General features: G+C 33.7%; 23 protein-coding genes, 1 tRNA gene and 1 pseudogene. 13 read left to right on the top strand and 12 right to left on the bottom strand.

The annotated features are described in order from the left end of the window. Positions 1-146 precede the first annotated feature (146 nt). The 4 genes from P700755_RS06350 to P700755_RS06335 form a co-directional block, all read right to left on the bottom strand. Entirely contained in the window at positions 147-2,303 is a 2,157-nt protein-coding gene (locus P700755_RS06350; RefSeq protein ID WP_015023909.1) for a hypothetical protein, read from the bottom strand. 198 nt (positions 2,304-2,501) lie between these two features. Further along, entirely contained in the window at positions 2,502-3,671 is a 1,170-nt protein-coding gene (locus P700755_RS06345; RefSeq protein ID WP_015023908.1) for a class II tRNA amino-acyl synthetase-like catalytic core domain protein, read from the bottom strand. A gap of 176 nt (positions 3,672-3,847) precedes the next feature. Then, positions 3,848-4,354 carry a hypothetical protein gene (locus P700755_RS06340; protein ID WP_015023907.1) on the bottom strand — a complete coding sequence of 169 codons (507 nt, stop codon included), beginning with the start codon at positions 4,352-4,354 and terminating at the stop codon, positions 3,848-3,850. 417 nt (positions 4,355-4,771) lie between these two features. Next, entirely contained in the window at positions 4,772-5,947 is a 1,176-nt protein-coding gene (locus tag P700755_RS06335) for a hypothetical protein (RefSeq protein WP_015023906.1), read from the bottom strand. Positions 5,948-6,452: 505 nt separating this feature from the next. Here P700755_RS06335 and P700755_RS19135 point away from each other — a divergent pair. Beyond that, positions 6,453-6,776: pseudogene (locus P700755_RS19135) on the top strand (transposase); the annotation flags it as partial. Between the two features lie 214 nt (positions 6,777-6,990). On the opposite strand, the gene P700755_RS06330 reads toward P700755_RS19135, so the two are convergent. Then, positions 6,991-7,064: transfer RNA gene (locus P700755_RS06330), tRNA-Ala, on the bottom strand. A 303-nt stretch (positions 7,065-7,367) separates the two neighbouring features. On the opposite strand from P700755_RS06330, the gene P700755_RS06325 reads away from it, so the two are divergent. From P700755_RS06325 to P700755_RS06310, 4 genes are all read left to right on the top strand, one after another. Further along, positions 7,368-7,946, top strand: coding sequence for a HupE/UreJ family protein (locus P700755_RS06325; RefSeq protein WP_015023904.1), 579 nt, complete (start codon positions 7,368-7,370; stop codon positions 7,944-7,946). Positions 7,947-8,045: 99 nt separating this feature from the next. Then, the gene (locus P700755_RS06320) at positions 8,046-8,477 is read left to right on the top strand and encodes a deoxycytidylate deaminase (RefSeq protein ID WP_015023903.1); all 432 of its coding nucleotides are present in this window, start codon (positions 8,046-8,048) and stop codon (positions 8,475-8,477) included. After that, a complete protein-coding gene (locus P700755_RS06315; RefSeq protein WP_015023902.1) occupies positions 8,474-10,072 on the top strand; it encodes a S41 family peptidase in 1,599 nt (532 codons plus the stop codon). The genes P700755_RS06320 and P700755_RS06315 overlap by 4 nt, the downstream gene beginning before the upstream one ends. Positions 10,073-10,078: 6 nt before the next feature. Beyond that, the gene (locus P700755_RS06310; RefSeq protein ID WP_015023901.1) at positions 10,079-11,674 is read left to right on the top strand and encodes an ATP-dependent DNA ligase; all 1,596 of its coding nucleotides are present in this window, start codon (positions 10,079-10,081) and stop codon (positions 11,672-11,674) included. Between the two features lie 3 nt (positions 11,675-11,677). On the opposite strand, the gene P700755_RS06305 is transcribed toward P700755_RS06310, so the two are convergent. Together P700755_RS06305 and P700755_RS06300 are read right to left on the bottom strand one after the other, a co-directional pair. After that, positions 11,678-11,950 (bottom strand): hypothetical protein, encoded by a 273-nt coding sequence (locus tag P700755_RS06305; RefSeq protein ID WP_015023900.1) that lies wholly within the window; start codon positions 11,948-11,950, stop codon positions 11,678-11,680. A 6-nt stretch (positions 11,951-11,956) separates the two neighbouring features. Then, a complete protein-coding gene (locus P700755_RS06300) occupies positions 11,957-12,454 on the bottom strand; it encodes a CIA30 family protein (protein ID WP_015023899.1) in 498 nt (165 codons plus the stop codon). A 93-nt stretch (positions 12,455-12,547) separates the two neighbouring features. Here P700755_RS06300 and P700755_RS06295 point away from each other — a divergent pair, with 93 nt between their 5' ends. Together P700755_RS06295 and P700755_RS06290 are read left to right on the top strand one after the other, a co-directional pair. Then, positions 12,548-13,144, top strand: a complete 597-nt coding sequence (locus P700755_RS06295; protein ID WP_015023898.1) for a DNA-3-methyladenine glycosylase — start codon at positions 12,548-12,550, stop codon at positions 13,142-13,144. Positions 13,145-13,149: 5 nt separating this feature from the next. Further along, the gene (locus tag P700755_RS06290; protein ID WP_015023897.1) at positions 13,150-13,812 is read left to right on the top strand and encodes a hypothetical protein; all 663 of its coding nucleotides are present in this window, start codon (positions 13,150-13,152) and stop codon (positions 13,810-13,812) included. A 3-nt stretch (positions 13,813-13,815) separates the two neighbouring features. Here the strand turns inward: P700755_RS06290 and P700755_RS06285 are convergent, their stop codons facing one another. Then, positions 13,816-14,703: an AraC family transcriptional regulator gene (locus P700755_RS06285; RefSeq protein WP_015023896.1), complete on the bottom strand. Its 888-nt coding sequence runs from the start codon at positions 14,701-14,703 to the stop codon at positions 13,816-13,818. A 197-nt stretch (positions 14,704-14,900) separates the two neighbouring features. Here P700755_RS06285 and hemA point away from each other — a divergent pair, with 197 nt between their 5' ends. From hemA to P700755_RS06270, 3 genes are read left to right on the top strand one after another with little or no spacing between them, the layout of a single operon-like run. Beyond that, entirely contained in the window at positions 14,901-16,151 is a 1,251-nt protein-coding gene (gene hemA, locus P700755_RS06280) for a glutamyl-tRNA reductase (protein WP_015023895.1), read from the top strand. A gap of 40 nt (positions 16,152-16,191) precedes the next feature. Beyond that, entirely contained in the window at positions 16,192-17,100 is a 909-nt protein-coding gene (gene hemC, locus P700755_RS06275) for a hydroxymethylbilane synthase (protein WP_015023894.1), read from the top strand. A gap of 1 nt (position 17,101) precedes the next feature. Next, positions 17,102-17,752 carry a uroporphyrinogen-III synthase gene (locus P700755_RS06270; RefSeq protein WP_015023893.1) on the top strand — a complete coding sequence of 217 codons (651 nt, stop codon included), beginning with the start codon at positions 17,102-17,104 and terminating at the stop codon, positions 17,750-17,752. 49 nt (positions 17,753-17,801) lie between these two features. Here the strand turns inward: P700755_RS06270 and P700755_RS06265 are convergent, their stop codons facing one another. Both P700755_RS06265 and P700755_RS06260 read right to left on the bottom strand, forming a co-directional pair. Then, positions 17,802-19,862, bottom strand: coding sequence for a M16 family metallopeptidase (locus tag P700755_RS06265; protein WP_015023892.1), 2,061 nt, complete (start codon positions 19,860-19,862; stop codon positions 17,802-17,804). Positions 19,863-19,873: 11 nt separating this feature from the next. Next, positions 19,874-21,193 carry a M16 family metallopeptidase gene (locus tag P700755_RS06260; protein ID WP_041758176.1) on the bottom strand — a complete coding sequence of 440 codons (1,320 nt, stop codon included), beginning with the start codon at positions 21,191-21,193 and terminating at the stop codon, positions 19,874-19,876. A gap of 161 nt (positions 21,194-21,354) precedes the next feature. Between P700755_RS06260 and P700755_RS06255 the strand changes: the two genes are divergently transcribed. The 3 genes from P700755_RS06255 (at position 21,355) to rpmA (ending at position 22,665) form a co-directional block, all read left to right on the top strand. Further along, entirely contained in the window at positions 21,355-21,795 is a 441-nt protein-coding gene (locus tag P700755_RS06255; protein ID WP_015023890.1) for a DUF4199 domain-containing protein, read from the top strand. 88 nt (positions 21,796-21,883) lie between these two features. Beyond that, a complete protein-coding gene (rplU, locus tag P700755_RS06250; protein ID WP_015023889.1) occupies positions 21,884-22,381 on the top strand; it encodes a 50S ribosomal protein L21 in 498 nt (165 codons plus the stop codon). Positions 22,382-22,404: 23 nt separating this feature from the next. After that, complete coding sequence (gene rpmA / locus P700755_RS06245) at positions 22,405-22,665, top strand: 50S ribosomal protein L27 (RefSeq protein WP_015023888.1); 261 nt, start codon at positions 22,405-22,407, stop codon at positions 22,663-22,665. Between the two features lie 607 nt (positions 22,666-23,272). Here the strand turns inward: rpmA and P700755_RS06240 are convergent. Next, complete coding sequence (locus tag P700755_RS06240) at positions 23,273-23,710, bottom strand: hypothetical protein (RefSeq protein WP_015023887.1); 438 nt, start codon at positions 23,708-23,710, stop codon at positions 23,273-23,275. Between the two features lie 5 nt (positions 23,711-23,715). Beyond that, positions 23,716-24,234: an acyl-CoA thioesterase gene (locus tag P700755_RS06235; RefSeq protein WP_015023886.1), complete on the bottom strand. Its 519-nt coding sequence runs from the start codon at positions 24,232-24,234 to the stop codon at positions 23,716-23,718. Positions 24,235-24,238: the final 4 nt, after the last annotated feature.

Below are 24,238 nucleotides of genomic sequence, written 5' to 3'. Positions count from 1 at the left end.
AAAGCACTCTAAAAACCACCTTCTCCTCTTGTAAGGTCTATACTTAATCGACGAATTCCCCTTACCAGCAATTCCGGGTCAGTCAACAAATCATATAGCTTTGGCCTATCGGCAAGCCATATGCTTAGTTATTCTAAGCAGTTTTTTTAAATGTTATAAACAGGACTTCCAGTTGTTATTATGTTTCCCCATTCAGTTCCATCATTATTAGTTATTCTTTCTTTCAAGTTAATTAATTCTAATGGAAGTTTTTCCAATTCATCAAGGATAGAGGTTTTATTGCTTAATACTTTTAATAGCGAATATTGAAATGCGTCAAAAAAGTTTTTTTGTAAATGTGTTATACCTAAAGCAAAGAATACTCCGAAGACATATGCAAAGCGAGGTTCAGCCATCCATAAATGTGATATTACATCTTGATTATCAGAAGTTAATAAATTTGGGAATCCTAAATTTTTAAATTCTCCTGTTTGAGAGTGAACTCCTCCTTCACAAATATTTAAAAATAACAGACGTCTTTTGTCACTATTATTGACTAGCAATTCGAAATCTCTAATGGCAATTGATTCTTTTTCAGATAGTTTAATTTCAGAAACATTTGGTTCATAATGTTTATATTCTCCATGTGAGGAAATCCAAATTATTTCTGGATCGAGTTCATCTATTCTGCTTTGGAATCTTATTAAATCGCTGTTTTCTTCATTGTGAATTTCAAATGTTACTTTTTTAGAATCAAATATCTCTTTAAGTGCTTCCATCTCGATTTCGGATGTTTGACTAAAACCAGACCAAAATAATATTTTTTGTACTCTAGAGAACTCTAATTTTTCTGATAAACTTAGGTTAATAGGCAAAGTTTTTTCAATAGACCTAATCATAAGAGCTTGCAGAGGGAATGAATTAAAATCAAATTGACTTAATGAGTTTAGGTGTTGCAATTCATTATTTAACTTACTGAAATCATAAAGTTCAAAAAGCTTAGTTTCATATTCTTTTGCTAGTTTAGGAACTGGTAATCCAATAGGTTGATTGGTTGGCGTTATTTTTTGTTTAATACCTCCTTTAAGCAATCTAAATGTGTTAAAAGCCTTATTTTCAATATCGACTATTTGTATTAATAATTTCTGTGATTCTTTTTCGTCAAAAATTGTTTGTTTTGCTAAACAATAAGCGACATTATTTTTTTGATTAGGTACAATATAAGCGTTGGATCCTTTTATTTGAGGATTTTTAATGTCGTAATATGTTATAAGTAAGTCATCAATTAATTCGCCTTTTCCTATTTCTATAGCAATTGATATTGTGGCGTTTAGCAGATTTTTAAATACTCTTGCTCTTTGATAGATGTAGTCAAAAGTATTGAGGTTTTGTTTGTTCAAAAACGTATTATAAGTCTTAATGGAATCTATTAGAAAGTCATAGTTGTTATTTAAGTTTTCTTCATCAATGCATAATGCAATTAAGCCTTGCATTCTTGATAATGGATGGAAATTAAAATTGCTATCTAACTCAGTAAACAATTTTTTTTTCTCATTGTTTTTGTAATTCTGACACAGAAGCAATTGAAGACCTAATGAGCTTTTCATAGTCACTTTTTCTACTGTATCAGACCATCTAATTTGCTGATATTCCCTTTCTATGATATTCCTTATTACTCTGCTGCCTTTAGAATTAAAATTCACTTCACACCAAGAAAGTAAGTTAGATAATAATTGTGGGTGATATGATTCAATTTGAAAATCTTCGTTTAAATAATAATAGACCTCTTCAAAAAAGTATTCACACCATTCGTTTAAACCAGAAAATGATTTTGAATAATAATATAGCTGACTAAACCATTGTTCAATAATATCCTTCGATTGTGAAAGATATTTGTTTTTTGATTCAAGGTATTTATAAACTGACACTTCCTTTAAGTCATAAGTTTCTCCATTTTTGAAGACTTTATCAAAAACGGATTTCATAAATATTTCATAGCAATAAACAAATTCTCCATCCCAATTTAATTGAGTTGTTGCTGATATTCCCCAAGTTAATTGCAAGTATGAAAATATTTCTTTATGTTTATATGATTTGCTATTATTCTTTCGTTTAATGATTTGGTCGAAGTGACGATGTATAACTGGAATTACTTTTTCAGAAGCTTTCCTTGTTTGGAATAAATCCATTAATTCTGATTGAAAAAGAGTTTCAACTAGTTGTATTGTAGTTTTATCCTCACAATTACATTCTAATTCCCAAGTAGGATTTTTAGTTGTTACAGATTCATTATAAAGTTCACTAAAGACTTCTTTGACTAACATATTTTAATTTGTAATTACTATTTTTAGGTTTTAGCCTTACATTGTTGCTAACGTTGTTGTGTATGATTAGCTGCGTGTTTTAAGCACTAAAGTTAGTAAATAAACCACAGATAGAAAGTGCGCGAGGACTTTAGTAAATTGGCTAAAACCAGCAATTAATTATATACGGTGTTGACAACTGGGTTTTTCTTTCCGATGTTAAAATATATTGAATTCATTTAGCCTCTCACAAAGCCGAATGTGTTTATGTAATAAATCTTCATAGGTTACTAAATTTACTTCTGTAAAATTAAAATCAGTTTTTAACTCTTCAATTAGATTTTCATTATATCTTTTTTCTTCAGACGAACCCATCAAGAGCGTATATTCATATTGATTATAAACCTTGTCTAAATATTTTTTAATAAAATATTCGTTTGCTTCATTTTTGGATTCCATATATTTTTTATAGCGAACAACTTGTTCAAATCCTTTTTTAGCTTTTGATAAAAGTTTGTCTTTATTTTTCCAAAAGAGTCTTTGGGATTGTCGTTTGACCTCAAAAATTTCAGGATATCTAATCGCATAATCAAAAGGTTTATTAATAAAATCTGGTTCGTTATATCTTCGAGTATTATTTATATAAAGATGCTTTTCGTAAAGTAATTTATTGAAGTTTTCGCCTTTAACAAAAGTCGGATTATCTCGAAGAAAATCGTGAAACTCTTTTTCCAGATATTTTGTTGGCTTAATTAAAGTTTGTTTCATCTTTTTTTCAAAGCGCTCATTTGAGTCCACAAGATTTGTGTAGTCAAAATCTGTCCAAATATAATTTAGAGAATTAGATTTTTTATCTACAAATGTTTTAGATAAAACTTTAAGCTTATAATAAGCAATAAAAGTTTTACGATGATTGGAATAGTTTGTCTTATTTTTTGGGTCAAGTCCTATGAGTTCTAAATCATCCGCAAATGAAGTTCTCCATTTTCTAATTGAACTCGTAATGTTGTGTTTTAAATTTATATAGTTATTCGGAAAATTTTCGATAACAGCATCAAATCCGTCTGATATTGTAGCAGATTGATTTTCTCGGTCTTCTATAAGTAAAAAAGGTATAGATTTTAATTGAAAATTATTAGAAGAATAGTTTTCTAACGAATTTCTAATCCAATTTAAAATAGTTTTAGAATTATCATTCTGAAATTTCCAATCAGATATTATAAAATCAAGGTGCTTGTCTTTTTCAATTAGTTTGTTCGTCAGGAAGTCTTTTGCCTTTGATAAAGATTTAAAATAGTGAAAGTCCTTTTCTTCTGTGTAGGGTTGAAATATTTTTAAGGCTTCCTCTTTCGTTAAATTAGATTGATTAGAAATAAAAAGAATTGTCATTGATTATTTCAGAGGTTTGTTGTTTTACTTGTTGCCAACGTTTGGTATAATGTTAGTTGCGTATTTTAAGCCACTAATTTAGTAAATAAAACAAGAACCAAGAAAGTCCGTTTGGACTTTCGTAAGTTGGCTAAAACCAGCAATTAATTTTATACAGTGTTACCTGCAGGCTTTTTTCAACACGGCGACCAATATTCAAATTGAGCTAACTTTCCATTTTTTATCCAAATTCGTATTCCGTCGTCGGATTTTTCTTGATAAATGACTATTGCTCCGCTTAATTTATTTTCAAAATGTTCAGAAAATACCTTTCCAAATATTTCTTTTAATTCAAATAAACTAGTTTCACAAGTTAAATTCCGATTTCCATACTTTACAACAATTGAATTGTCGTTTTCAAAATCAACCTGTTCTAAAACATACAATTCTTTATTATTTCCAGTGAATTTTATTTTTCCATAATCAAGAGTTAAATATTCTCCGTCTTGAGATTCTGTTGATAAAAATCCACATTCATAGTTTGGGTCAAATGTCTTTTTCGGTTTGCCAAGTTTTCTTATTATTTCCGATTTAGTAGAATAGAAATTCAGTCCGTTATATTTGATTAAATCAAAGTCCACAGTTTGAGCGAAACTCAATTTGGCTATAAGTATTACTAATATGTTTAGATTCAGTATTCTCATTTTTTGCGCTTGCAGGTAACATCCGTATAAACCCTATTCAAAACTTTAGTAAAGGGTATATATCTATTTTGGACGTTGTTTTATTTTCATCTAAGCTAACACTTTTATATATAGTATCCAACAGACTTTGTATTCATCAATAAAACTCTAGTATAAATTTCTGCCGCTTTGGAGCAATTATGACCTAAAGCAGCCCGGATATGTCTTAAGCTTGTTCCCCGTTTCATAAAAGGGTGATCTCCCTAAAAAGTACCTTATTTAGATAAGCAACTGAATAAAAAGGGATACAAAGCACTCTAAAAACACCCTTCTCCTGTTGTAAGGGTCTTGCCAACTCATCGAATTCCCCCTTACCAGCAATCCTGGATCAGTCATCAAATCCTATAGCTTTGGCCTATCGGCACGCCATATGCTTAGTTATCTCCTTTTGGTCAAATAGTATTTTACCGGTTCTTTGCCAAATTCATATAAGTAACCTATAAGTTTACGGTTTTCACTGGTGCTTAGTATTAGTGTCCCACCATTTGCGTCGCTAGATTGACTAACAATACTAACCTCAAATTTCAAATCTTTTATACTTATTAAGTTTCCAGATCCCGATATTCTACCATTAAGTTTTCGATCCTTTATTAAATCCAGCGTTATATAGCCACCCATATTATTGGTGGAGATGTAAGCCTTTCCATTTTTCTTGTCACTTGAATAAAAAGAATATACCCCTGCTAGGTTGTTGGTTACTAATATTTCGTTATAGTAGTTATAAGTCTCTATCAGTCGATTCATTATAACTACTTTACTCGTATTCAAGTCTTGAAATTTTTGAACATACAATTTTGAGCTGTCAATAAGCCTATTCCCTTCTTGTTTATTTTTAAAAAAGTAATATTCATCTATAGCCCAAAGCTCATATGATCGAGATAGATAATCATTTTTTAATTCTCCAGAAAATCTTTTTGCGAGTTGTACTGTTTTCCATCTATAATCTCGACTTTTTAATGAATCAAAATTTTCATAAGATGGATTGGCAATAATGTTTGCTAAATATCTATAGCAAAGCAACATAGTCATAGTGTTAGTCGTTGCTTTAAGAGAATTTTCAAAAGCCCAATGAGCTTTAGAGAAATCTCCTTGACCAGTGAGGAATCTTCCATAATTAATAAGAAGACTAGGTTCAATTTTATCTATTCTTTTATCGTTTAGTGAAATAGATATTTTATCAATTAATGGGCCGGATTTTGCCTGAAAAATCATATACGCGCTATTCTTGGCGTTAAGTTCAGTATATTGGTTTGACTGGGCAGCAATAAGTTTTTCTTCTTCAATTAAGAGATTAGTTATCGACTGCTTAATTGATTGGATTATTGCAGACTCTGTTTGCTGCTGCTTTGTGTCTTTATTCTCAATGATTGATTTAGTAGTAAAATATAATGAGCTTGATAGGGCTATGATGCTTAAAATAAGCGATGGGCTCTTATACCATTTTGATTTTTGTTCACTAAAAACCTTCAATTGAATTTGGTCAATTTGTTTTTGAAGTAAGTTAATTTGCTCAACTTGATCAGAATTGGATTTTTCTTGTTTACTATCTTCCATAGTTTTTACTATTACTCACAACATCCGTATAAACCCTATTCAAATCTTCAGTATAGAGCATATATCTATTAAGTGTTATTTCATATTACAAACTAAATTAACACTTTTTTGTATAATATCTAATATAATTTTTGCGTTTTGTTATTAATCGCTAAAACTCAAGCATAAATTTCTGTCGCTTTGGAGCTATTATGACCTAAATCAGCCCGGATATGTCTATAAGCTTGTTCCCCGTTCCATAGGGTAAAGTGAGTGGGATGCTCCAAGGCTTAGTCTTGGTGTTTTTAAAGCTTTAGATGCTTTGTTATTTTAAGCTATAAATTAATTATGCCTTGGTCTCCTAAATTAGTTAAAACAGACTTTTAAAAACTACTTTTTTAATCATTTAAAGGTATTTAACCGTTAAGAACGGATAGCTTAAAGTTATGTCCTCGTTGAGATGTTGTAAAAATAAATGCAAAATTTGCTTAGTAATCCGTCGACTGATGATTGCTGTAAGATTATTAAAAAAACCACACTAACACTCTCCACTAAAGAGTTTATACAGCGTTTTCAATTTCATATTCTTTCCAAAGGCTTTACTCGAATAAGGCATTACGGGTTTTTGAGTAGCAGTTGGAAAAAAGAGAAGTTACCGCTATTACAATTGCAATTAAGAGATAAAAACTTGGCACACATATTAACCTTTGCCACTCAAGAGAAGTCCTTACATCGCTGTTGTCCGAGTTGTAAAAAGGAAACCTTAATCACACTTTTTACCTATGACAGTCGCTGGTCGCCCAAGGATTACAAACAAATTATAAAGGATAAACTAGAATACAAACATTAAAAACGGTTCTAAAAAGAACCTTAGCTGAGTATTGCCTAAATTAAAGGAAAATGATAAAAAACAGCAGATTCTCACACAAAAAAAGCAACTGAATAAAAAGGGATACAAAGCAAAGAATTCTTTACTTAGGACAAACAACTATACAAAAATCGTACAAATCAGTAAATAAGAAATCCCTGAAGTCTTTGTCCAAAGGCTTCAGGGATTTTAAGAGTGGAGAATATCGGACTCGAACCGATGGCCTCCACGCTGCCAGCGTGGCGCTCTAGCCAACTGAGCTAATCCCCCTCTTTATAATTACGTGCAAATATAATTGAAAAAAATTCGTACCAATTTTATTTTCATACTATGTGTTGAAAAATATATTTTGATAAGTGGAAGATGGAGAATATCGTCCCGATGCTTTGGGAGAACCGATGGCCTCCACGCTGCCAGCTTGGCGCTCTTTCCAACTGGACTAATTCCGCCTTACAAAACAAAAATGGGCCTTGGTAAAATCATACTTCAACTATTTTTGTGTTTATAGGGGTAAACCTCTTTTTAAAAGCAATATTTAGTTAAATTTGTCAATTAAGACAAACAGGGTAGCGTATGGAAGATTTTTGGTTATATCTCAAGCTTGGTTTCGATCATGTCTTAGATTGGAATGCTTATGATCATGTTCTTTTTCTGACGGCTTTAGTGGCTTCGTATACATTTCAGCAGAGCAAAAAAGTAATTTGGCTAGTCACTTTATTTACCATTGGACATTTAGTATCCTTAGCCGTTTCTGCTTTCGGTCTAATTCGAGTCGAAAGTTCAATTATTGAATTCCTGATTCCTGTAAGTATTATTTTTACTGCAGTTTACAGTATTTTCACGTCAGGAAAACCCAAGGGCAAAATTAATCTACTGTATTTTATAACTTTTTTCTTTGGACTAGTGCATGGGTTTGGCTTTTCTAACTATTTTAATATGCTTGCCCAAGGAAATGACAACCCCCTGTTTATGCTGGTTGAGTTTGCTTTAGGAATTGAACTAGCTCAAATAATAGTTGTTTTTATAGTGTTACTCCTAGGCCTTATTGTGCAAAATATTTTTAGATTTTCAAAAAGAGATTGGATTTTAGTAATCTCCTCGTTAGTGCTGGGAATGACTATCCCCATTCTTGTTGGAAATTGGATATTTTAAATGTAAACAGAATCAGGTTTACTAGAGTTTTAGTAAATTTAGGCAGGTTCTTAACGCTTGTAAAAGCGCATTAGTTTTATATTCGAATTTATTTTGAAGATGACCATAGAAAAGCAATTAAAATTTGACAAAGCCTATCTGAGAATGGCGAGAGAGTGGGGTAAGTTATCGCACTGCCAGCGCAAGCAAGTTGGAGCTATTATCGTGAAAGATAGAATGATTATTTCGGATGGGTTTAATGGGACTCCCAGCGGCTTTAATAATGCCTGTGAAGATAAAGAAGGCTTAACGAAGTGGTATGTACTCCATGCTGAGGCTAATGCGATCTTAAAAGTTGCGGCTTCCACACAATCTTCAAAAAATGCAACGCTTTACATCAATTTATCCCCTTGTAAGGAATGCAGTAAGTTAATTCACCAAGCAGGAATTATACGTGTGGTTTACCAACATCGCTACAAAGATAATGCTGGGTTGGATTTTTTAGAAAAAGCTGGAGTAGATCTCCAACATATTGAAAATTTAGAAGAATGAAGAGATGGATGAAAATTTTATTGCCTTTACTCCTTGCGGTTGTCTTCGTAACAGGCATTTTATTGGGTAATCTTTTAGATTTTCAAGATAGCTCTTTAGCTAATTCCTCTTCCAAACGTCAAAAACTCAATAGACTCATCAACTATATAGATAAAGAATATGTAGATGATGTGAATACAGATAGCATTGTAGATGTCACTGTAAATTCAATTTTGGATAATCTAGACCCACATTCTGTGTATATCTCCAATAAAGAATATGACTTTGTACAAGATAATATGCGTGGAGATTTTGTAGGTATTGGTATAAGCTTTTACAATATTAAAGACACTATTGCTGTGATTCGTACCCTCTCGAAGGGTCCTGGAGAACAAGCCGGCTTGGAGGCTGGAGACCGCATTCTATATGCAGATGCAATACCACTTTTCGGGAACAGTATGACCAATGATTCTCTGACTAAAATCTTGAAAGGGCCAGCTAATTCTAAAGTAAACTTGAAGGTGAAACGCTTTGGAGAAAACAATTTATTGGATTTTGAAATCAATAGGGACGTGGTTCCCTTAATAAGTGTCGACACCGGATATATGGTTAATGATACCTTGGGCTATATCAAGATAAACCGATTTGCTGAATCCACTTATGAGGAGTTTAAACTAAAGATGAGAGAGTTTGCCACACCACAACTCAATAGTGTTGTGCTTGACTTGAGAAATAATGGAGGAGGATTTTTAAAACAGGCCACTACAATTTTAGATGAATTTATTGCAGACGGGAAACTCTTGTTATTTACCAAAAACAAAAATGGAGACATTAACGAGACGTATTCCACCAATCTTGGAGACTATGAAGACAAGAAGCTTTACGTGCTCATCGACGAGAAATCTGCTTCTGCAAGTGAAATAGTCGCTGGAGCAATACAAGATAATGATAGAGGAACAATTATTGGACGTCGATCTTTCGGGAAAGGTCTTGTTCAAAGAGAAATGAATCTAGGGGATGGAAGTGCTGTAAGGTTAACGGTGGCTAGATATTACACGCCAACAGGTCGGTCTATCCAACGGCCTTATGAAAATGGAAATAGCGATGCGTATTATTCAGATTATATGGAGCGCTACACCAATGGTGAGCTCTTAAGCAAAGATAGCATCAATGTAGATGATGCCCTAAAATATAAAACTCCAGAGGGTAAAATCGTTTATGGTGGAGGTGGTATTATACCCGACATATTTGTACCTAGAGACGCTTCTCAAGCCATACAAGACATCCAATTTATGTATGAAGGCGGAGTTATGGATAGATTTATATTCGACTTATTGGATGAAAAAAGGAAATTTTATAATTCCTTGTCCAAAGATGATTTTTTAGCAAGGACATTAATTACGGAAGAGGTTGTGAAAAAATTCACGAGATACCTCGGTGATTTTAATATGAATTACAACTTTGGAAGTACAAGTCTTATTTTAGAAAAATACCTCAAAGCAACAATAGCAAAACAGCTATTTGACATCGATCTTGCTGAAAAAATCGCCCATGAGAACGATCCCTATATTACCAAAGTTCTTAATCTTTCTTCTAAAGAAAAGCTAAAAGAATAGGCCATCATGAAGGATTTTGCTCACTTGGTAAAAACCATCGATAGCACCAACAAAACCAATCAAAAGGTTGAAGCTTTATCCAACTATTTCAAAATCGCTTCCAACCCAGACAAAGTTTGGACCATTGCTATTCTTTCCCATAGACGACCACCAAGACCAGTTAATAGTACATTAATAAGAGGGTATGCTTCAGAATTAGCAGAAATTCCGCTATGGCTTTTTGAAGAATCCTATCATATAGTTGGAGATTTGGCAGAAACCATAGCGCTTGTAGTTCCTAATAAAACTAAAACTACTGAAAAGAGCCTCACTCAATTCTTACAAGAAATCCTCCAACTGAAACCAAAATCAGAAGAAGAAAAAAAAGAATACCTCATCAAAAACTGGAGCCAACTCGATTATTATGAACGGTTTGTGTTTACAAAATTAATGACAGGAGGATTCAGAATTGGCGTTAGTCAGAAATTAATGACCAGAGCTCTATCTAAAGCAACAGGTATAGATGAAGATATTTTGGCCTTTAAACTTATGGGGAACTGGGATCCAAATAAAATATCCTATTCTGAATTAATTCTCGAAAAAAATGAAGCGGATTACCTCTCTAAGCCTTATCCTTTTTACTTAGCCTATGCCATCGCAGAGGATGCTTCTGAACTTGGGCAGCCTAAAGATTGGCTAGCAGAACATAAATGGGATGGTATACGAGCTCAACTTATTGTAAGGAAAGGACAGCTCTTTGTCTGGAGCCGTGGTGAAGAATTAGTCACCGATAAATATCCAGAATTTGAGATATTCACTGAAATTCTTCCAGATGGAACGGTGTTGGACGGGGAGATATTGCCTTATCCTAACGATAGCATTGGAGATTTTAAAGACTTACAAACTAGAATAGGGCGAAAAAATGTAAGCAAGGCACTACTGAAAAAACTTCCTGTTATCTTAAAAGCTTATGATATTTTGGAATACAAAGGAGAGGATATTCGTTCCACACCTTTTGAAAAAAGACGTGAGGTCTTAGAGGATCTTTTTAGAAAATATTCCAAAGACATTATACCCTTTCACCTATCTGAAACTATGCGTTTTACATCTTGGGAAGATATGGCTAAAGAGCGTGAAAAAGCTAGAGATATTAAATCTGAAGGACTCATGATAAAACGTGCAGATTCTACCTATGGGGTTGGGAGAAAGAAAGGAGATTGGTGGAAATGGAAGTCAGATCCGTTTAGTATTGATGCGGTACTAACTTATGCTATGAGAGGCCATGGAAGGCGTAGCAATTTATTTACAGATTATACTTTTGCATTATGGAATGACGATAGATCTGAGTTGATCACTTTTGCAAAAGCCTATTCGGGACTTACAGATAAAGAGTTTAAAAAAGTAGATGCGTGGATAAAGAAAAACACCATTGAGCGTTTTGGTCCCGTAAGAAGTGTAGAATATGAGCATGTTTTCGAAATTGCCTTTGAAGGCATTGCGGAATCCAAACGCCACAAAAGTGGGATGGCAACAAGATTCCCTAGAATATTACGCTGGAGACAGGACAAAAAGATTGAAGATGCCAATACCTTAAGTGACTTAAAAGCTATGATTCCAGATTAGAGGCTATCCTTCTTTTAGTTTTTTACGGTAAATAAAATCATTTAAAAACCAAGAAAATGCTCCGTAAATGCCTCCGCCAACAACAATGGAGATAAAGAGTTGTACAAAAAAGTCTGCATTTGACATTTGTCCCCAGTTTCCCCAATAAGTTAATACCGTATTTAAAGCAAATACAATAACTCCAAAACCAACTCCGTGCTTGGTAATATATTTTCCTTTTCCTTGCGTTTTTATTCGTTCCCAGTTTTCAACAAATTTCTTGTCAGACTCTTTCATGTATCATCAATTGGATAAGAAGATCTTATCGATTTCTAATTTAAATTCTTCTATAACTTTGTTCCCTATTAAAAAGGTGACTTCTTCTATGGACGTAGCTTCAAAGTTGGGTAAATCTAAGCTTCTTCCTCTATAAGTTGGATAAAATTCTGAAATTTCTAACTTCATTGTTTTCCAAGTGGGAGTCACTTCAAAAGTGTTCACATAGGAGTAGTAATCCCCCCTTTTTTTCTTTAATCTGAATTGGTAAGTTGAAGGATTTCCCCTCACCTTTAAATTGATGTACTTATAACGTCCTACTTCACTAATGTTGGTGAAATGCCTTACGGAGGAAAAGCCTCCATTGTTTTTTAAAGAGATATTACCTGTAAAAACAGCATGGCCTTCTGCATTTAAATTCATTGAACTTGAAGATAATCCTCCCATGACTCCATCATTCACAATGGTCCAATCCTTTGAATTTTCACTGGATTTAAAATCGTAAATCAGTTGTTCTTGTGCCATACAGGTTGAAATTATCAAACATAAAATTAAAGTTTTCATAGAAAAATTAAGTTTGACCCTAAATTTAACTATTTTGAGATAAAATGCAGCATAATGAATCAACCTCTTTCAAAAAATTATTTTGAAAATCCTGATGTAGTAGCTCTTGCTAAAGACTTAATTGGAAAAGAGCTAACCACCACTATTGATGGAGTATTAACTTCAGGTATTATTACAGAGACAGAAGCTTATGCTGGGCAAGGTGATAAAGCATGCCACGCGCATTTGGGTAGATTTACAAAGCGAACTCAAGTGATGTACGAGTCCGGAGGTATTGCTTATGTTTATTTATGCTATGGTATTCATCATCTTTTTAATATTGTAACCAACACGAGCGGTAATGCCGATGCTATTTTAATTAGAGCGATTGAACCTAAACAAGGCCTCCAAAAAATGCTAGAGCGCAGGAATAAAAAAAAACTTGAAAAAAGCTTAACCTCCGGCCCTGGTAATGTGACAAAAGCTTTAGGGATTACAAAATCTCATAATGCTAAAAGTGTCCTTGGCCAAGACATCTGGATAGACAACCCTGGAGTTAAAGTAGAATCTATTGTCGAGACCACAAGAATTGGCATTGATTATGCAGAAGAGGATGCAAGCCTCCCTTGGAGATTTTATAAACAAGATTCAAAATATATTTCAGTTAAATAAGACTCATGAAGCTTTTTAAAATATTCGTTGTAATTCTATTTCTGTTTGCTGTTGATTCTTTATATAGTCAAGATAAGTTCTTTTTTAATAGACTACATCAGTTTGAACATCTAGAATGTCAACATGCTATTGGGACCATTATTGAAGATAAAGTCTTCTACAGCAATAATACTGACAATACTATATTTATGAATTTTTACAATTCTGAAAGTGATATTTTATATGTGGACTTTACAAAATATGGTAGTTATATCGCTTTCAATGAGTTTAAAAAAACCGCTTTTATAGAAGCAAATGTTGTCCTAATGGGATCCATGAACGGAGTTCCCCTTGATGCTGTATCAGTTTTAGAAGCTAGAATGAAATTTCGTTTAGACAAAGTAAAAGATACTATGGTTGAGGGTAAAAAGCTTAAGCATATTAGAATCCAACCAAGAAACACGAAAAAGCACAACTTCAAATCTTACAATATATTCATCAATACAAAAGCTGAAACTGAAATTCCACTATATACCTCCCCAACCATTTATTTTCTTTTGCAGGGAAGTTTAAAAGACCTTAGAGGAACTGTTGTGGAGACTTACTTTATTGATCTGGAAGGATATCGGTATTGTCATGATATATTAATTGGGTTTCAAATCATCAACAAACGAGTCATCCTTAGATAAAAGTTAACCTTGTATATACTTCTTTGGTGTAGTTCCAAACTTCTTTTTGAAAGCCGCTATAAAATGACTTGCCGTGCTATAACCAATATGCAACCCGACTTCATTAACGTTATGCTGTCCTTTTTCAAGTAACTTCCTAGCGTAGTCCATTTTATAATCGAACAAGAAAGAAAAAACACTATCACCGTATATTTCTTTGAACCCCTCTTTAAGTTTTTTCAAACTTAGACCAACCTCATCGGCAAGTTCTCGAAGTGTTGGAGGTTCTGCCATTCGCTGAAGAATAATTTTTTTGGCTAGTTTTATTTTTTTCACATTGTCTTCATCATCTAAGAATGGACATTGTTCTATATCTGCTTCTGCAGGGCGGTTAAAATAAAGCCCTATAAGTTCATAGGCTTTTCCCTTTAAGTAAATCTTTCTTACTGAGGGATGTAAATTAAAATTCAAAATCTGAGTTAGAATTACAGCCATAGCCGGAGAAACACTCACCTCCTTGTAATACTTTTTGTCGCGATTATCTTCGGTTAGAAAGTCGATATAGTTAGCCTCGGTAGAGAATAACGTGTGGAGTTTCTGGATGGAAATTAAAATAGATACCGACCAAGATTCTGGAAAAGCCACTAAGTTGATGGGAAGATCTCGCTCTGGATTATATAATAGCAAAGAACAGTCTTCCTTAATATTCAAAACATAATTACCCTCGTTGAAATTGAATTTTATTTCCCCTTTTACGCAAAAGTGAAACTGAATAAAATCCGCACCAATATAATGGGTGATACACTCTTCAACTTCAGATTCATTTTTGATGGATAAGATAGATATTCCCTCTTCAATCTCTATAAACTGTTCTGAACCTCTAGCGTTATTTTTTTCTGACGTCAATGCCATAATCTCCTGTTTTCTATTTAGAATCGTTCTAATTAAAACCTCTCCAATTCATCATATTCATTACAAAAATACTGAATAAAGCTGATAATTATCAGTTTTCAAAGAAAAATACATTAAACGACAAAAAAGGAACTTTGAGCGTTATTTTTAACTAGACTTATGCCATAATTTTGTATTCCATAATTTTGGAACAAAGAATGCAAAAATACAACGTTTCTAAGCATATAAGTTTTTATGTCATAGGCATCAGCTATAAGAAAGCGGATGCTAAGACTAGAGGAAAATTTAATCTCAATATAGATCAAAGAAAGGCTTTATTACACAAAGCTAAATCGCTTGGTCTTGAATCTATAGTCACCTCATCCACCTGTAATAGAACCGAGATCTACGCCTTTGCAAATCAAGAAAAAATCTTGATCGATCTGCTTTGTGAATTTAGCCTTGGGGATCAAGAAACATTTTCTGAAAATGGGTATGTGCTCGAAAACGAATTGGCGATAGACCATATGTTTAAAGTCGGAAGTGGTTTAGATAGTCAAATTCTTGGTGATTTTGAAATTATAAGTCAGATAAAATCTTCTTTTATTTTATCGAAAAAGCAAGGAATGGTCAACCATTTTATGGAGCGTCTTGTAAATTCAGTCATACAAGCAAGTCGAAGAATCAAAAATGAAACAAAAATATCCTCTGGAGCAACTTCTGTATCCTTTGCTTCAGTACAGTATATTTTAGACAATATTGGTCGTGTTTCAGACAAAAAGATATTGCTGTTCGGGACTGGTAAAATCGGTAGAAATACGTGTGAAAACCTAGTTAAACATACCAGCAATAAGAATATCACCTTAATTAATAGGACGAAAGATAAGGCTGAAGAAATCGCAGGTAAATTCAACCTTATTGTTAAAGATTTTTCAGAATTACAGTCAGAAATAAGATCTACAGATATCCTTATTGTTGCCACAGGTGCTCAAACTCCAACAATTACAAAGGAATTGATCTACCCCAAAAAAGAACTTCTTGTTCTAGATCTTTCTATTCCTAAAAATGTTGCTGAAGACGTTAAAGGCATGGACAATGTAAAATTACTCCACTTGGATTATCTGTCTCAAATTACGGATGAAACACTTTCTAAAAGGAAACAATATATTCCAGAAGCTGAAGCGATTATAAAAGAAGTGAGATTTGAATTTGATGAATGGCTCGACACTCGAAAGTTTGCACCTACCATCAAAGCACTGAAAGAAAAATTTAATAATTTTAAGGAAGAAGAACTAGATTACCAAAGTAAAAAGAATTTAAAATTCGATAAAGAGCAGGCTGAAATTATCAGTGATCGTGTTATACACAAGATTACTCGAAGTTTTGCAAGTCATCTCAGAAATGCTAACGGTTCCACGGAAGACAGTATCGCTTTACTTAAAAAAGTATTTGAATTGGATTCCGACTAACTCTTTATTGCTTTCGTATTCAAAATAACTCAACTCTACCATGTCAAAAACTATATCTATAGGTACTCGCGACAGTGAGTTAGCCATGTGGCAAGCCCATAAAGTTAAAACACTGTTAGAAAATCAAGGATATTCCACTATTCTTAAGCCCGTAAAATCTACTGGAGATCTCAATCTTGATCAACCGCTTTACGAAATGGGCATTACTGGAATCTTTACAAAAACACTTGATGTAGCGCTTGTAAAAGGAGAAATCGACATAGCAGTCCACTCGATGAAAGATGTACCGACAGCCCTTCCAAAAGGCGTTGTACAGGGGGCTGTTTTGCCAAGAGCCAATACAAGTGATATTCTTCTTCACAAAGGCTTATCGTTTTTGGAAAATAAAGGAACTATTGCTACCGGAAGTTTACGAAGAAAAGCACAATGGCTGAGGAAATATCCTCAACACAAAGTAGAAAATTTACGAGGTAATGTAAATACTCGCCTTCAAAAGCTTCAAAATCACGATTGGAATGGAGCCATATTTGCAGCTGCAGGTTTGGAGCGTATTAATCTAAAGCCAGATAATCACATAGAATTAGATTGGATGATTCCTGCCCCTGCTCAAGGGGCTATGCTTGTCGTTACTATGGAACATAATACGGTGTGTAGAAAAGCTTTAGAAAAACTCAATCATACAGATACGGCCCTAGCTGTAAGAGTAGAACGCGAATTTTTAAAAACACTCGAGGGAGGTTGTACAGCTCCTATTGGTGCTCTAGCCACTATAAAAGATAGAGAAATTAATTTTCGAGCCGGGCTGTTTAGCTTAGACGGCAAGCAGACGTTTACTATTCATGAAGTGATCTCTATAGACGATGTTGAAGGTTTTGGTAAACGTTGTGCAGAACATGTTTTAAAACAAGGCGGGGGAAAACTTATGAAAAGCCTTCGTGAAATCTTATAATATGCCTTCTGTTCTTTCTACTAAAATATTAACTCCACCCCAAAAGAATTTATTAATTAATGCCGGCCTAAGTCTTATTGAGTATAACGCTATCCAAATAGAAGTATTGGAACTTCCTCAGGAGAGGTATAAATATCACTATCCTCATGCTGTTGTTACTAGCCAAAAAGCGGTAGAATTGATAAAACACTTTTCCATCGAGAAATGCTATTGTGTAGGAGATAAAACAGCCTTAAGCCTTAAAAATTATGGCTTTTTAGTTGAAGCCAAAGCCAACAACACCAAAGAACTTGCCGAGAAAATCCTCACTAATTATCACAAGAACTCTTTCACTTTTTTTGGAAGTCAACAGCGCAGACCAGAACTCTCAGACATGTTTCGAGAATCGGGTATCGATCTCAAGGAATTTTTCGTGTATAAGACACACTTAATTCCTAAGCAGTTCAATAGATCCTTTGATGCTGTTTTATGTTTTAGTCCCTCTGGTGTAGACAGCCTATTTAAGTTGAATGCCTCATTAGACTCTAATCTAATTTGTATTGGTAATACGACAGCAACTCAGGCTAGAGAACATTCCAAACGTGTTTATGTTTCGAGTAAAACCTCTGTAGAAAGCCTTATCGTAAAAGCTGTTCAGCTTTTACGATCTTAACTAAAAAATCCCGCTGTTTGGCGGGATTTTAATTTTAAAAGATAAGAGGTTATTCGAAATCAGAAGCTGTAACTCCATCATTAAATTTCACCTCTTCTATTTTAATGTCAATAGTTTGTGGTCCTAAATCTTGACTTAACATCATAGGAACCATAACTCCGTTTTTATCTGTATAATCGCTATACATAAGTTTAGACGTCATTTTTTGACCCATCTGTTCTGCTGTAGTTTCTGTAGCTAGTTTTAGCCCAGAATCTACGCTGTAAAACTCTCTTACGTTTTCAGTTAATCTGATTACATAAGCATCTTCACCATTTAAAGACTCTATGCCAGTAAGCTCTGCAGACTCTGAAACTTTTTGTTCAGAAAATAAGCCAGACATGATTTTAGCATCTTTTACTTGTTGCTCTGTATAGTCTGTTTTTTGACCTTGAGCAGCAGTAAAGCCTTTTTTACCATCAAAAACTTGTTTTGATAATGTATTTCCATTCATTTGAACAAGCTCTAGCATCTTTCCATCCTTGGTCAGTTTTCGGGTAAAAGAGATACTCATCCCTTGCACAGAGGCATTCCCTTTCATCATCATGTCATTAAATTTAGAAACAACATCATTTCCTCCTATAGCTTTTATATAGCTGTCGTAAACTGAACTTACAGTGACGCCTTCAGGCAATTCTTTCTTAAATTCAGGTTTTTCAACCCTTTCAGTTTCTTTATTGAAGTAAAGGACAGGAATAATTTTACCCTTATATTCTATTTTTTCCAGATTTTCAACCACCTCAGATCCTTTTCCAGCGATAACGACTTGCATTTGATCAGTTTTCAGATACTTGTTAGCCACTCTTTTGATGTCTTCTTGAGTCACTGCGTTGATTTTTTCTAAGTAGGTCTCATAAAAATCTTTGCTCAAGTTATCTGTTTCAATATCCAAAGCATAACTAGCAACCGTAGAGGGCTGCTCTAGTCTCATAACGAAAGAACCTGCAAATTTTTTCTTTGTATCCTCAAGCTTTCCTGCATCAACTTCTTCATTTCTGATTCTGTCTACTTCTTTAAAGATTTCTACAACTGCAGAATCTGTTACAGCATTTCTGACCCCTACAGAGGCTACGAATCTTGAAGCATAACGACTAGCGCCTACGCTTGATCTTGCGCCATAAGTATAGCCTTTGTCTTCTCTTAAATTCATGTTGAGGTAACTTCCAAAACTTCCTCCTAAAATTTGATTCATAACTAATACTGGGAAATAGTCTGGATCCGACTTTTTTAGGTCTACTGTATTTTGAGCTATAATCTCACTTTGTACAGCATTGGGCATGTCTACAAAGTCAATTTGAGTATACTGTGCTGGTTTTACTGGAGGAATAGAAGTACTAGGTGGTTTAGCTTTTTTCCAATCACCAAACGTTTTCTTTACTATTTTTTTAGCATCCTTTTTGGTAATATCCCCAACGATGACTAAATAAGCATTTTCTGGCACAAAATAATTCCTATAGACGTTTTTGACATCTTTAAGAACAATTCCCTCCACAGACTCTACAGAAACATATTGTCCATAAGGATGATCAGAACCATAAGATAAACTAGTACTTAGTCTATTCGCTATTGTTCCCACATCCTTTTGGCCAGATTTTAATCCTTCCATGAGTTTATTTTTTTCACTTTCGAATTCTTCTTCAGTGAAGTTTGGAATTAAAGCACCTTCAGCCATTAATTCCATTACTCGTGGAAAAAATTTGGATAATGAGCTTGCTGTTGCACTTTCTGAACCAAAGCTTATGTTGGCTCCCAAAAAGTCAATTTCTTCATTAAACTCTTCCTTGCTAGTTTTCTCTGTTCCTGTTCCTAGCAAACTGGCTACCATAGCCTGAGTTCCTGGTTTCATTTCAGTGAAAGGAGTATTATCTATAATAAGGCTTGCGGAAACCCGAGGTAACTTATCGTTTTCAACGACTAGAACTTTTAAGCCATTGCTTAAACTGAAAGTTTCTGGCTCACCAATATTTACTGTTGGTGCAGGTCCAGATTTAGGCATTTGTGATCTGTCAATTTGAGCAGTTATACTGGTGCTTACTAAGCATATTATTAATAATGCAAATATCTTTTTCATTTGTTTGTGTTTTATTCGGTTGGTTCTGGTAAATAATCCAATTCAAGTCTTTGGTTTTCTTGCAAGTATTTATTTGCCACTTCTTTTATTTCCTCTCTGGTAATACTTCTATAAATTTCAATTTCTTCGTTGATCAAATTAGTATTTCCATAAAGCATTTGATAAGTTGCTAACGAAGAAGCTATACCTTGGATACTAGAATTAGAATTGACAAATCTATTTTCAAATTTATTCTGAAGTTTTTGATACTCTCTTTTAGAAATTAATTCAGTTTGTAATTTCTCAATCTCTTCGTCCATTACATCCCTAAGTTTAGATAAATCTACTTCACCTAGAGGTAAAGCTCCTATTAGGTAAGTTCCATAATCTTCTTGGCTTCTAGCAAAAGCAAGAACTTGGAGAGCAATTTTGTCCTCATCTACCATTCTTTTGTACATCCTTGAGCTTTTTCCGTCTGTTAAAACAGATGAAATCATATCTAGCACATATGCCTCTCTATTTTTCATAGAAGGAGTTCTATAAACCAAAGCGGTTAAAGGAATCTGAATGTTGCTATCGTACTCTGTAGCTATTATTTTCTCTTCAATAAAATCTTCTGTTATGTTCACTCTCTCTACCTCATCTCCAGAAGGAATAGTTTGAAAGTAATCTTCGATCATTTTTTTAGTTTTAGGAACATCTATGTCTCCTGCGACTACTAAAGTAGCATTATTTGGATTATAATATTTGTTGAAAAAGGCTTTGAATTCGTCAAGCTCGGCTGCATCAAGATCTTCCATCGTTCCAATAACTGAATTTTTATAAGGGTGCTTATCGAACATGTAAGGATTGATTCCCGTAGAGTAAATAACTCTTCCATAAGGTGAGTTATCAATTCTTGATCTTTTTTCCTCTTTTACAACTTCATTTTGAGTATCTACACCTATTTTATTAATGACAGGGTGAAGCATGCGTTCAGATTCCATCCATAACCCAAGCTCCAAAGCATTAGAAGGAAAGGTTTCGTAGTAATAAGTTCTGTCTTGAGTAGTGTTGGCATTATTACTGCCTCCATTGGCAGAAACTACATTAAACCATTCTCCTCTCTCAATATTTTCTGTACCCTCAAAAAGTAAATGTTCAAAAAAGTGAGCGAATCCTGTTCGACCTGGTTGCTCATCTTTTGCACCCACATGGTACATAACTCCTACGGTTACTACTGGGGCGGTATTATCTTGATGTAAGATAACATTTAAACCGTTGTCTAAATCATATTCTGTAAATTCAACCTTTTGTGCGTGGGCTAAAGTGATGAAAAATACAAAAAAAGATAACATAATAGTTTTAGTCATTTTTTTATTGTTTTGGTTATAAATAGTTGGTATAAAAATAGACAAAAAGTTACAACATTGAGGATTTATGAACTAATTAATAAATCCTTAAGACTTTATCAATTTAACAGTAAATTCCTATCTACAAGTAATTTTAATATATTAGCAGATAAAACATATTCATGAATCGATTTGTATTATCCGTAAGATTTGGCATAGCGTTGACTTCGTCATTAATTGCTTATTTCTTAGTGCTGTCATTGTTCAACCTCCATATTAATCCTTTATTTAGTATATTTAATGGAGTTATTACTGGTTTTGCTATTTTTGAGTCCATCCGTTATAAAAGAATAGAGAAGAAATCCGAATACAATTACACCACTGGTTTTCAAGCTGGGATTGTCACTGGGTTTTTGGCGACTATTATTTTTACGTTTTTTATGGCTGTTTATGCTACTGAAGTTGACCCTGACTTTATAAGTAAAATTGCAGAGAATTTTTTTAATTCTTACAATACCGGTGTTGGTGTTTTTGCTTTTACAGTACTTTTATCAGGCTTAGCAACTACTATAGTCTTAACTCTTTCCTTTATGCAACTCTTTAAAAACAAGATTAAAGAGTAATTAAGGCTTCGGTTATTTTTATTGCTCGTTTATTTTTAAAGTACTATATTTGCAAACTATTTTTAGTAAAACTAAACAAATAAACACTATGTATGCAATTGTAGAGATAGCAGGGCAGCAATTTAAAGTTGCGAAAGATCAGAAAGTGTTTGTCCACCGTTTAAAAGAAGATGAAGGTACTAACGTATCTTTCGATAAAGTTCTTTTACATTCAGACGGAGACAACATTACTCTTGGCGCCCCAGCTATAGATGGTGCTTCTGTTGACGCTAAAGTCGTCAAGCACTTGAAAGGAGACAAAGTTATTGTCTTTAAAAAGAAAAGAAGAAAAGGATACCGTAAGAAAAATGGCCATCGCCAGTATCTTACTGAAATTCACATCGAAGGTATTTCTGTTTCTGGAGGAAAAAAGAATGTCACTGCTTCACCTAAAAAAGAGGAGAAGAAAGTTGAGGCCAATGAAGCTAATCCAGACTTTAGTGAGCACACTGTTGCTGAACTAAAAGAAATGGCTAAAGAAAAAGGCTTAGAAGGATACTCTGCTTTGAAAAAAGCAGAACTCATTGAGTTATTAAGTAAAAAGTAAATTAAACTTAAAAATTAAACATCATGGCACATAAGAAAGGTGTTGGAAGTTCAAAAAACGGAAGAGAATCACAATCAAAACGTCTAGGCGTCAAGATTTTTGGTGGACAGCCTGCTATCTCAGGTAATATTATCTTGAGACAAAGAGGTACTGCTCATAATCCTGGTGATAATGTATATGCTGGAAAAGACCATACATTACATGCTAGAGTTGATGGAATCGTACATTTCAAGAAAACAAAAAATGATAAATCTTTTGTTCATATTCAACCGTTTGAAGCATAACTAAGTAATCATTTCATTAAAAAAAGCCCTTTAAATCATATTTAAAGGGCTTTTTTTATAATGTATATATCAGCATTAACTTATACCAAATTAGACCTATAATGACGCAATAAATCGTTTCTTTTTCGCCTGCTTTTCATCAAAAATAATTACCGTAGCTAAGGCTATGCTAGTTATTTTTGATTTCAATCAATCAAAAAATAATTCAATTTATTCATACGGCATTATAAATATAATTTGGTATTATTTAAAAACATTAATTTAAATTGTACTTATAATTCTTTTTTTTTAAAATAGCCTTCTAACTTTTGCTAGTAAAAGTTCAATTGTATAAAACACTGATGCTTAATTTAATAGATTATAATTATAAGAAAATCAGCAAGCCCTATTTAATAAAACATACGACTTATACCAATTTAGTTTTTAAAGGATGCATTAAAGATTTGAATTATACTACGACGTAGCTCAGCACAGGTTTTTTACTTAGTTGAGGGAAAAAATATAAGCATAGCAATAGTTACGGTTCTATTTTATGACGATTAGTAAGTGAAAAAGAAACTAATTTTATACGACATTTGAATTATAAATTGGTATTAACTAGTAAAGTTTAGAACCAAGCATTCCAGGGTATCCTAGAAAGTATCAACAATAGGGCTAAGGCATAAAAAATTGCAATCGTCCTAAATTTCTTATTGGAAGCTAATTTCTTTTTGTGTTTGCTATAGCCTGCTGTTATAAGAATAATAGCAATTATCATAGTTAAAGGGTGCTCAATGAGATACAATCTCAACACACTATCTGCCATAACCCCTTTCATACCTACTTCAGAAAAAGCGGAGAAGTAAGGACTTACAAAATAAATTATAAGACCTATAAGCAGTTGAATGTGAGACACAATCAATGTAAAAAGTGAAATTCTAAAATCTGGAGGCCCAAAATATTTTTTCCCTAACGTCTTAATAATAGCGTTGAAGGTAGCGAGGGTAAGTACTAAAAGGACTAGATAAGCCCAGTATGAATGAACAGTTTGTAAAGCTTGGTACATATTATTTATTTATCGTTTTCAAATAAGGCTTTTAATTCGGTAGCGTCTTTTGGTTTCATTTTACCAGCTAGGACTAAGCTAAGTTGTTTACGCCTAAGGGCGGCATCATATCTCTCTTTTTCGAGTTCTGTTTGCGGCTCCAGCCTTGGGACTTGAACTGGGTTGCCAGTATCATCCACAGCAACAAAGGTATAAATGGCTTCGTTAGCTTTAGAGCGCTTACCGCTTTCTCTATCTTCTATCCATACATCTAGAAAAATCTCCATAGACGTTTTGAAACTTCTAGTGACTTTAGCTTCAACAGTCACAACACTACCTAAAGGAATGGCTTTGTTAAATGCAACGTGATTAACAGATGCTGTCACCACTATACGCCTAGAATGCCTCCTTGCCGCAATACTTGCTGCTCGATCCATCCTAGCTAACAACTCTCCACCAAACAAGTTGTTGAGTGGATTGGTTTCACTAGGTAAAACCAAATCGGTTAGTATAGTCTTTGAATCTTCAGGATATTTAACTTCCATTACT

It is taken from the genome of Psychroflexus torquis ATCC 700755 (genome assembly GCF_000153485.2).
In the GTDB taxonomy this organism is placed as follows: domain Bacteria; phylum Bacteroidota; class Bacteroidia; order Flavobacteriales; family Flavobacteriaceae; genus Psychroflexus; species Psychroflexus torquis.
This window is presented reverse-complemented; position numbering and strand designations above follow the sequence as displayed.

Coding starts and splice junctions, on each gene's coding strand:
- P700755_RS06350 (WP_015023909.1), bottom strand. CDS start 2,303: ATGTTAGTCAAAGAAGTCTTTAGTGAACTTTATAATGAATCTGTAACA.
- P700755_RS06345 (WP_015023908.1), bottom strand. CDS start 3,671: ATGACAATTCTTTTTATTTCTAATCAATCTAATTTAACGAAAGAGGAA.
- P700755_RS06340 (WP_015023907.1), bottom strand. CDS start 4,354: ATGAGAATACTGAATCTAAACATATTAGTAATACTTATAGCCAAATTG.
- P700755_RS06335 (WP_015023906.1), bottom strand. CDS start 5,947: ATGGAAGATAGTAAACAAGAAAAATCCAATTCTGATCAAGTTGAGCAA.
- P700755_RS06325 (WP_015023904.1), top strand. CDS start 7,368: ATGGAAGATTTTTGGTTATATCTCAAGCTTGGTTTCGATCATGTCTTA.
- P700755_RS06320 (WP_015023903.1), top strand. CDS start 8,046: ATGACCATAGAAAAGCAATTAAAATTTGACAAAGCCTATCTGAGAATG.
- P700755_RS06315 (WP_015023902.1), top strand. CDS start 8,474: ATGAAGAGATGGATGAAAATTTTATTGCCTTTACTCCTTGCGGTTGTC.
- P700755_RS06310 (WP_015023901.1), top strand. CDS start 10,079: ATGAAGGATTTTGCTCACTTGGTAAAAACCATCGATAGCACCAACAAA.
- P700755_RS06305 (WP_015023900.1), bottom strand. CDS start 11,950: ATGAAAGAGTCTGACAAGAAATTTGTTGAAAACTGGGAACGAATAAAA.
- P700755_RS06300 (WP_015023899.1), bottom strand. CDS start 12,454: ATGGCACAAGAACAACTGATTTACGATTTTAAATCCAGTGAAAATTCA.
- P700755_RS06295 (WP_015023898.1), top strand. CDS start 12,548: ATGAATCAACCTCTTTCAAAAAATTATTTTGAAAATCCTGATGTAGTA.
- P700755_RS06290 (WP_015023897.1), top strand. CDS start 13,150: ATGAAGCTTTTTAAAATATTCGTTGTAATTCTATTTCTGTTTGCTGTT.
- P700755_RS06285 (WP_015023896.1), bottom strand. CDS start 14,703: ATGGCATTGACGTCAGAAAAAAATAACGCTAGAGGTTCAGAACAGTTT.
- hemA (WP_015023895.1), top strand. CDS start 14,901: ATGCAAAAATACAACGTTTCTAAGCATATAAGTTTTTATGTCATAGGC.
- hemC (WP_015023894.1), top strand. CDS start 16,192: ATGTCAAAAACTATATCTATAGGTACTCGCGACAGTGAGTTAGCCATG.
- P700755_RS06270 (WP_015023893.1), top strand. CDS start 17,102: ATGCCTTCTGTTCTTTCTACTAAAATATTAACTCCACCCCAAAAGAAT.
- P700755_RS06265 (WP_015023892.1), bottom strand. CDS start 19,862: ATGAAAAAGATATTTGCATTATTAATAATATGCTTAGTAAGCACCAGT.
- P700755_RS06260 (WP_041758176.1), bottom strand. CDS start 21,193: ATGACTAAAACTATTATGTTATCTTTTTTTGTATTTTTCATCACTTTA.
- P700755_RS06255 (WP_015023890.1), top strand. CDS start 21,355: ATGAATCGATTTGTATTATCCGTAAGATTTGGCATAGCGTTGACTTCG.
- rplU (WP_015023889.1), top strand. CDS start 21,884: ATGTATGCAATTGTAGAGATAGCAGGGCAGCAATTTAAAGTTGCGAAA.
- rpmA (WP_015023888.1), top strand. CDS start 22,405: ATGGCACATAAGAAAGGTGTTGGAAGTTCAAAAAACGGAAGAGAATCA.
- P700755_RS06240 (WP_015023887.1), bottom strand. CDS start 23,710: ATGTACCAAGCTTTACAAACTGTTCATTCATACTGGGCTTATCTAGTC.
- P700755_RS06235 (WP_015023886.1), bottom strand. CDS start 24,234: ATGGAAGTTAAATATCCTGAAGATTCAAAGACTATACTAACCGATTTG.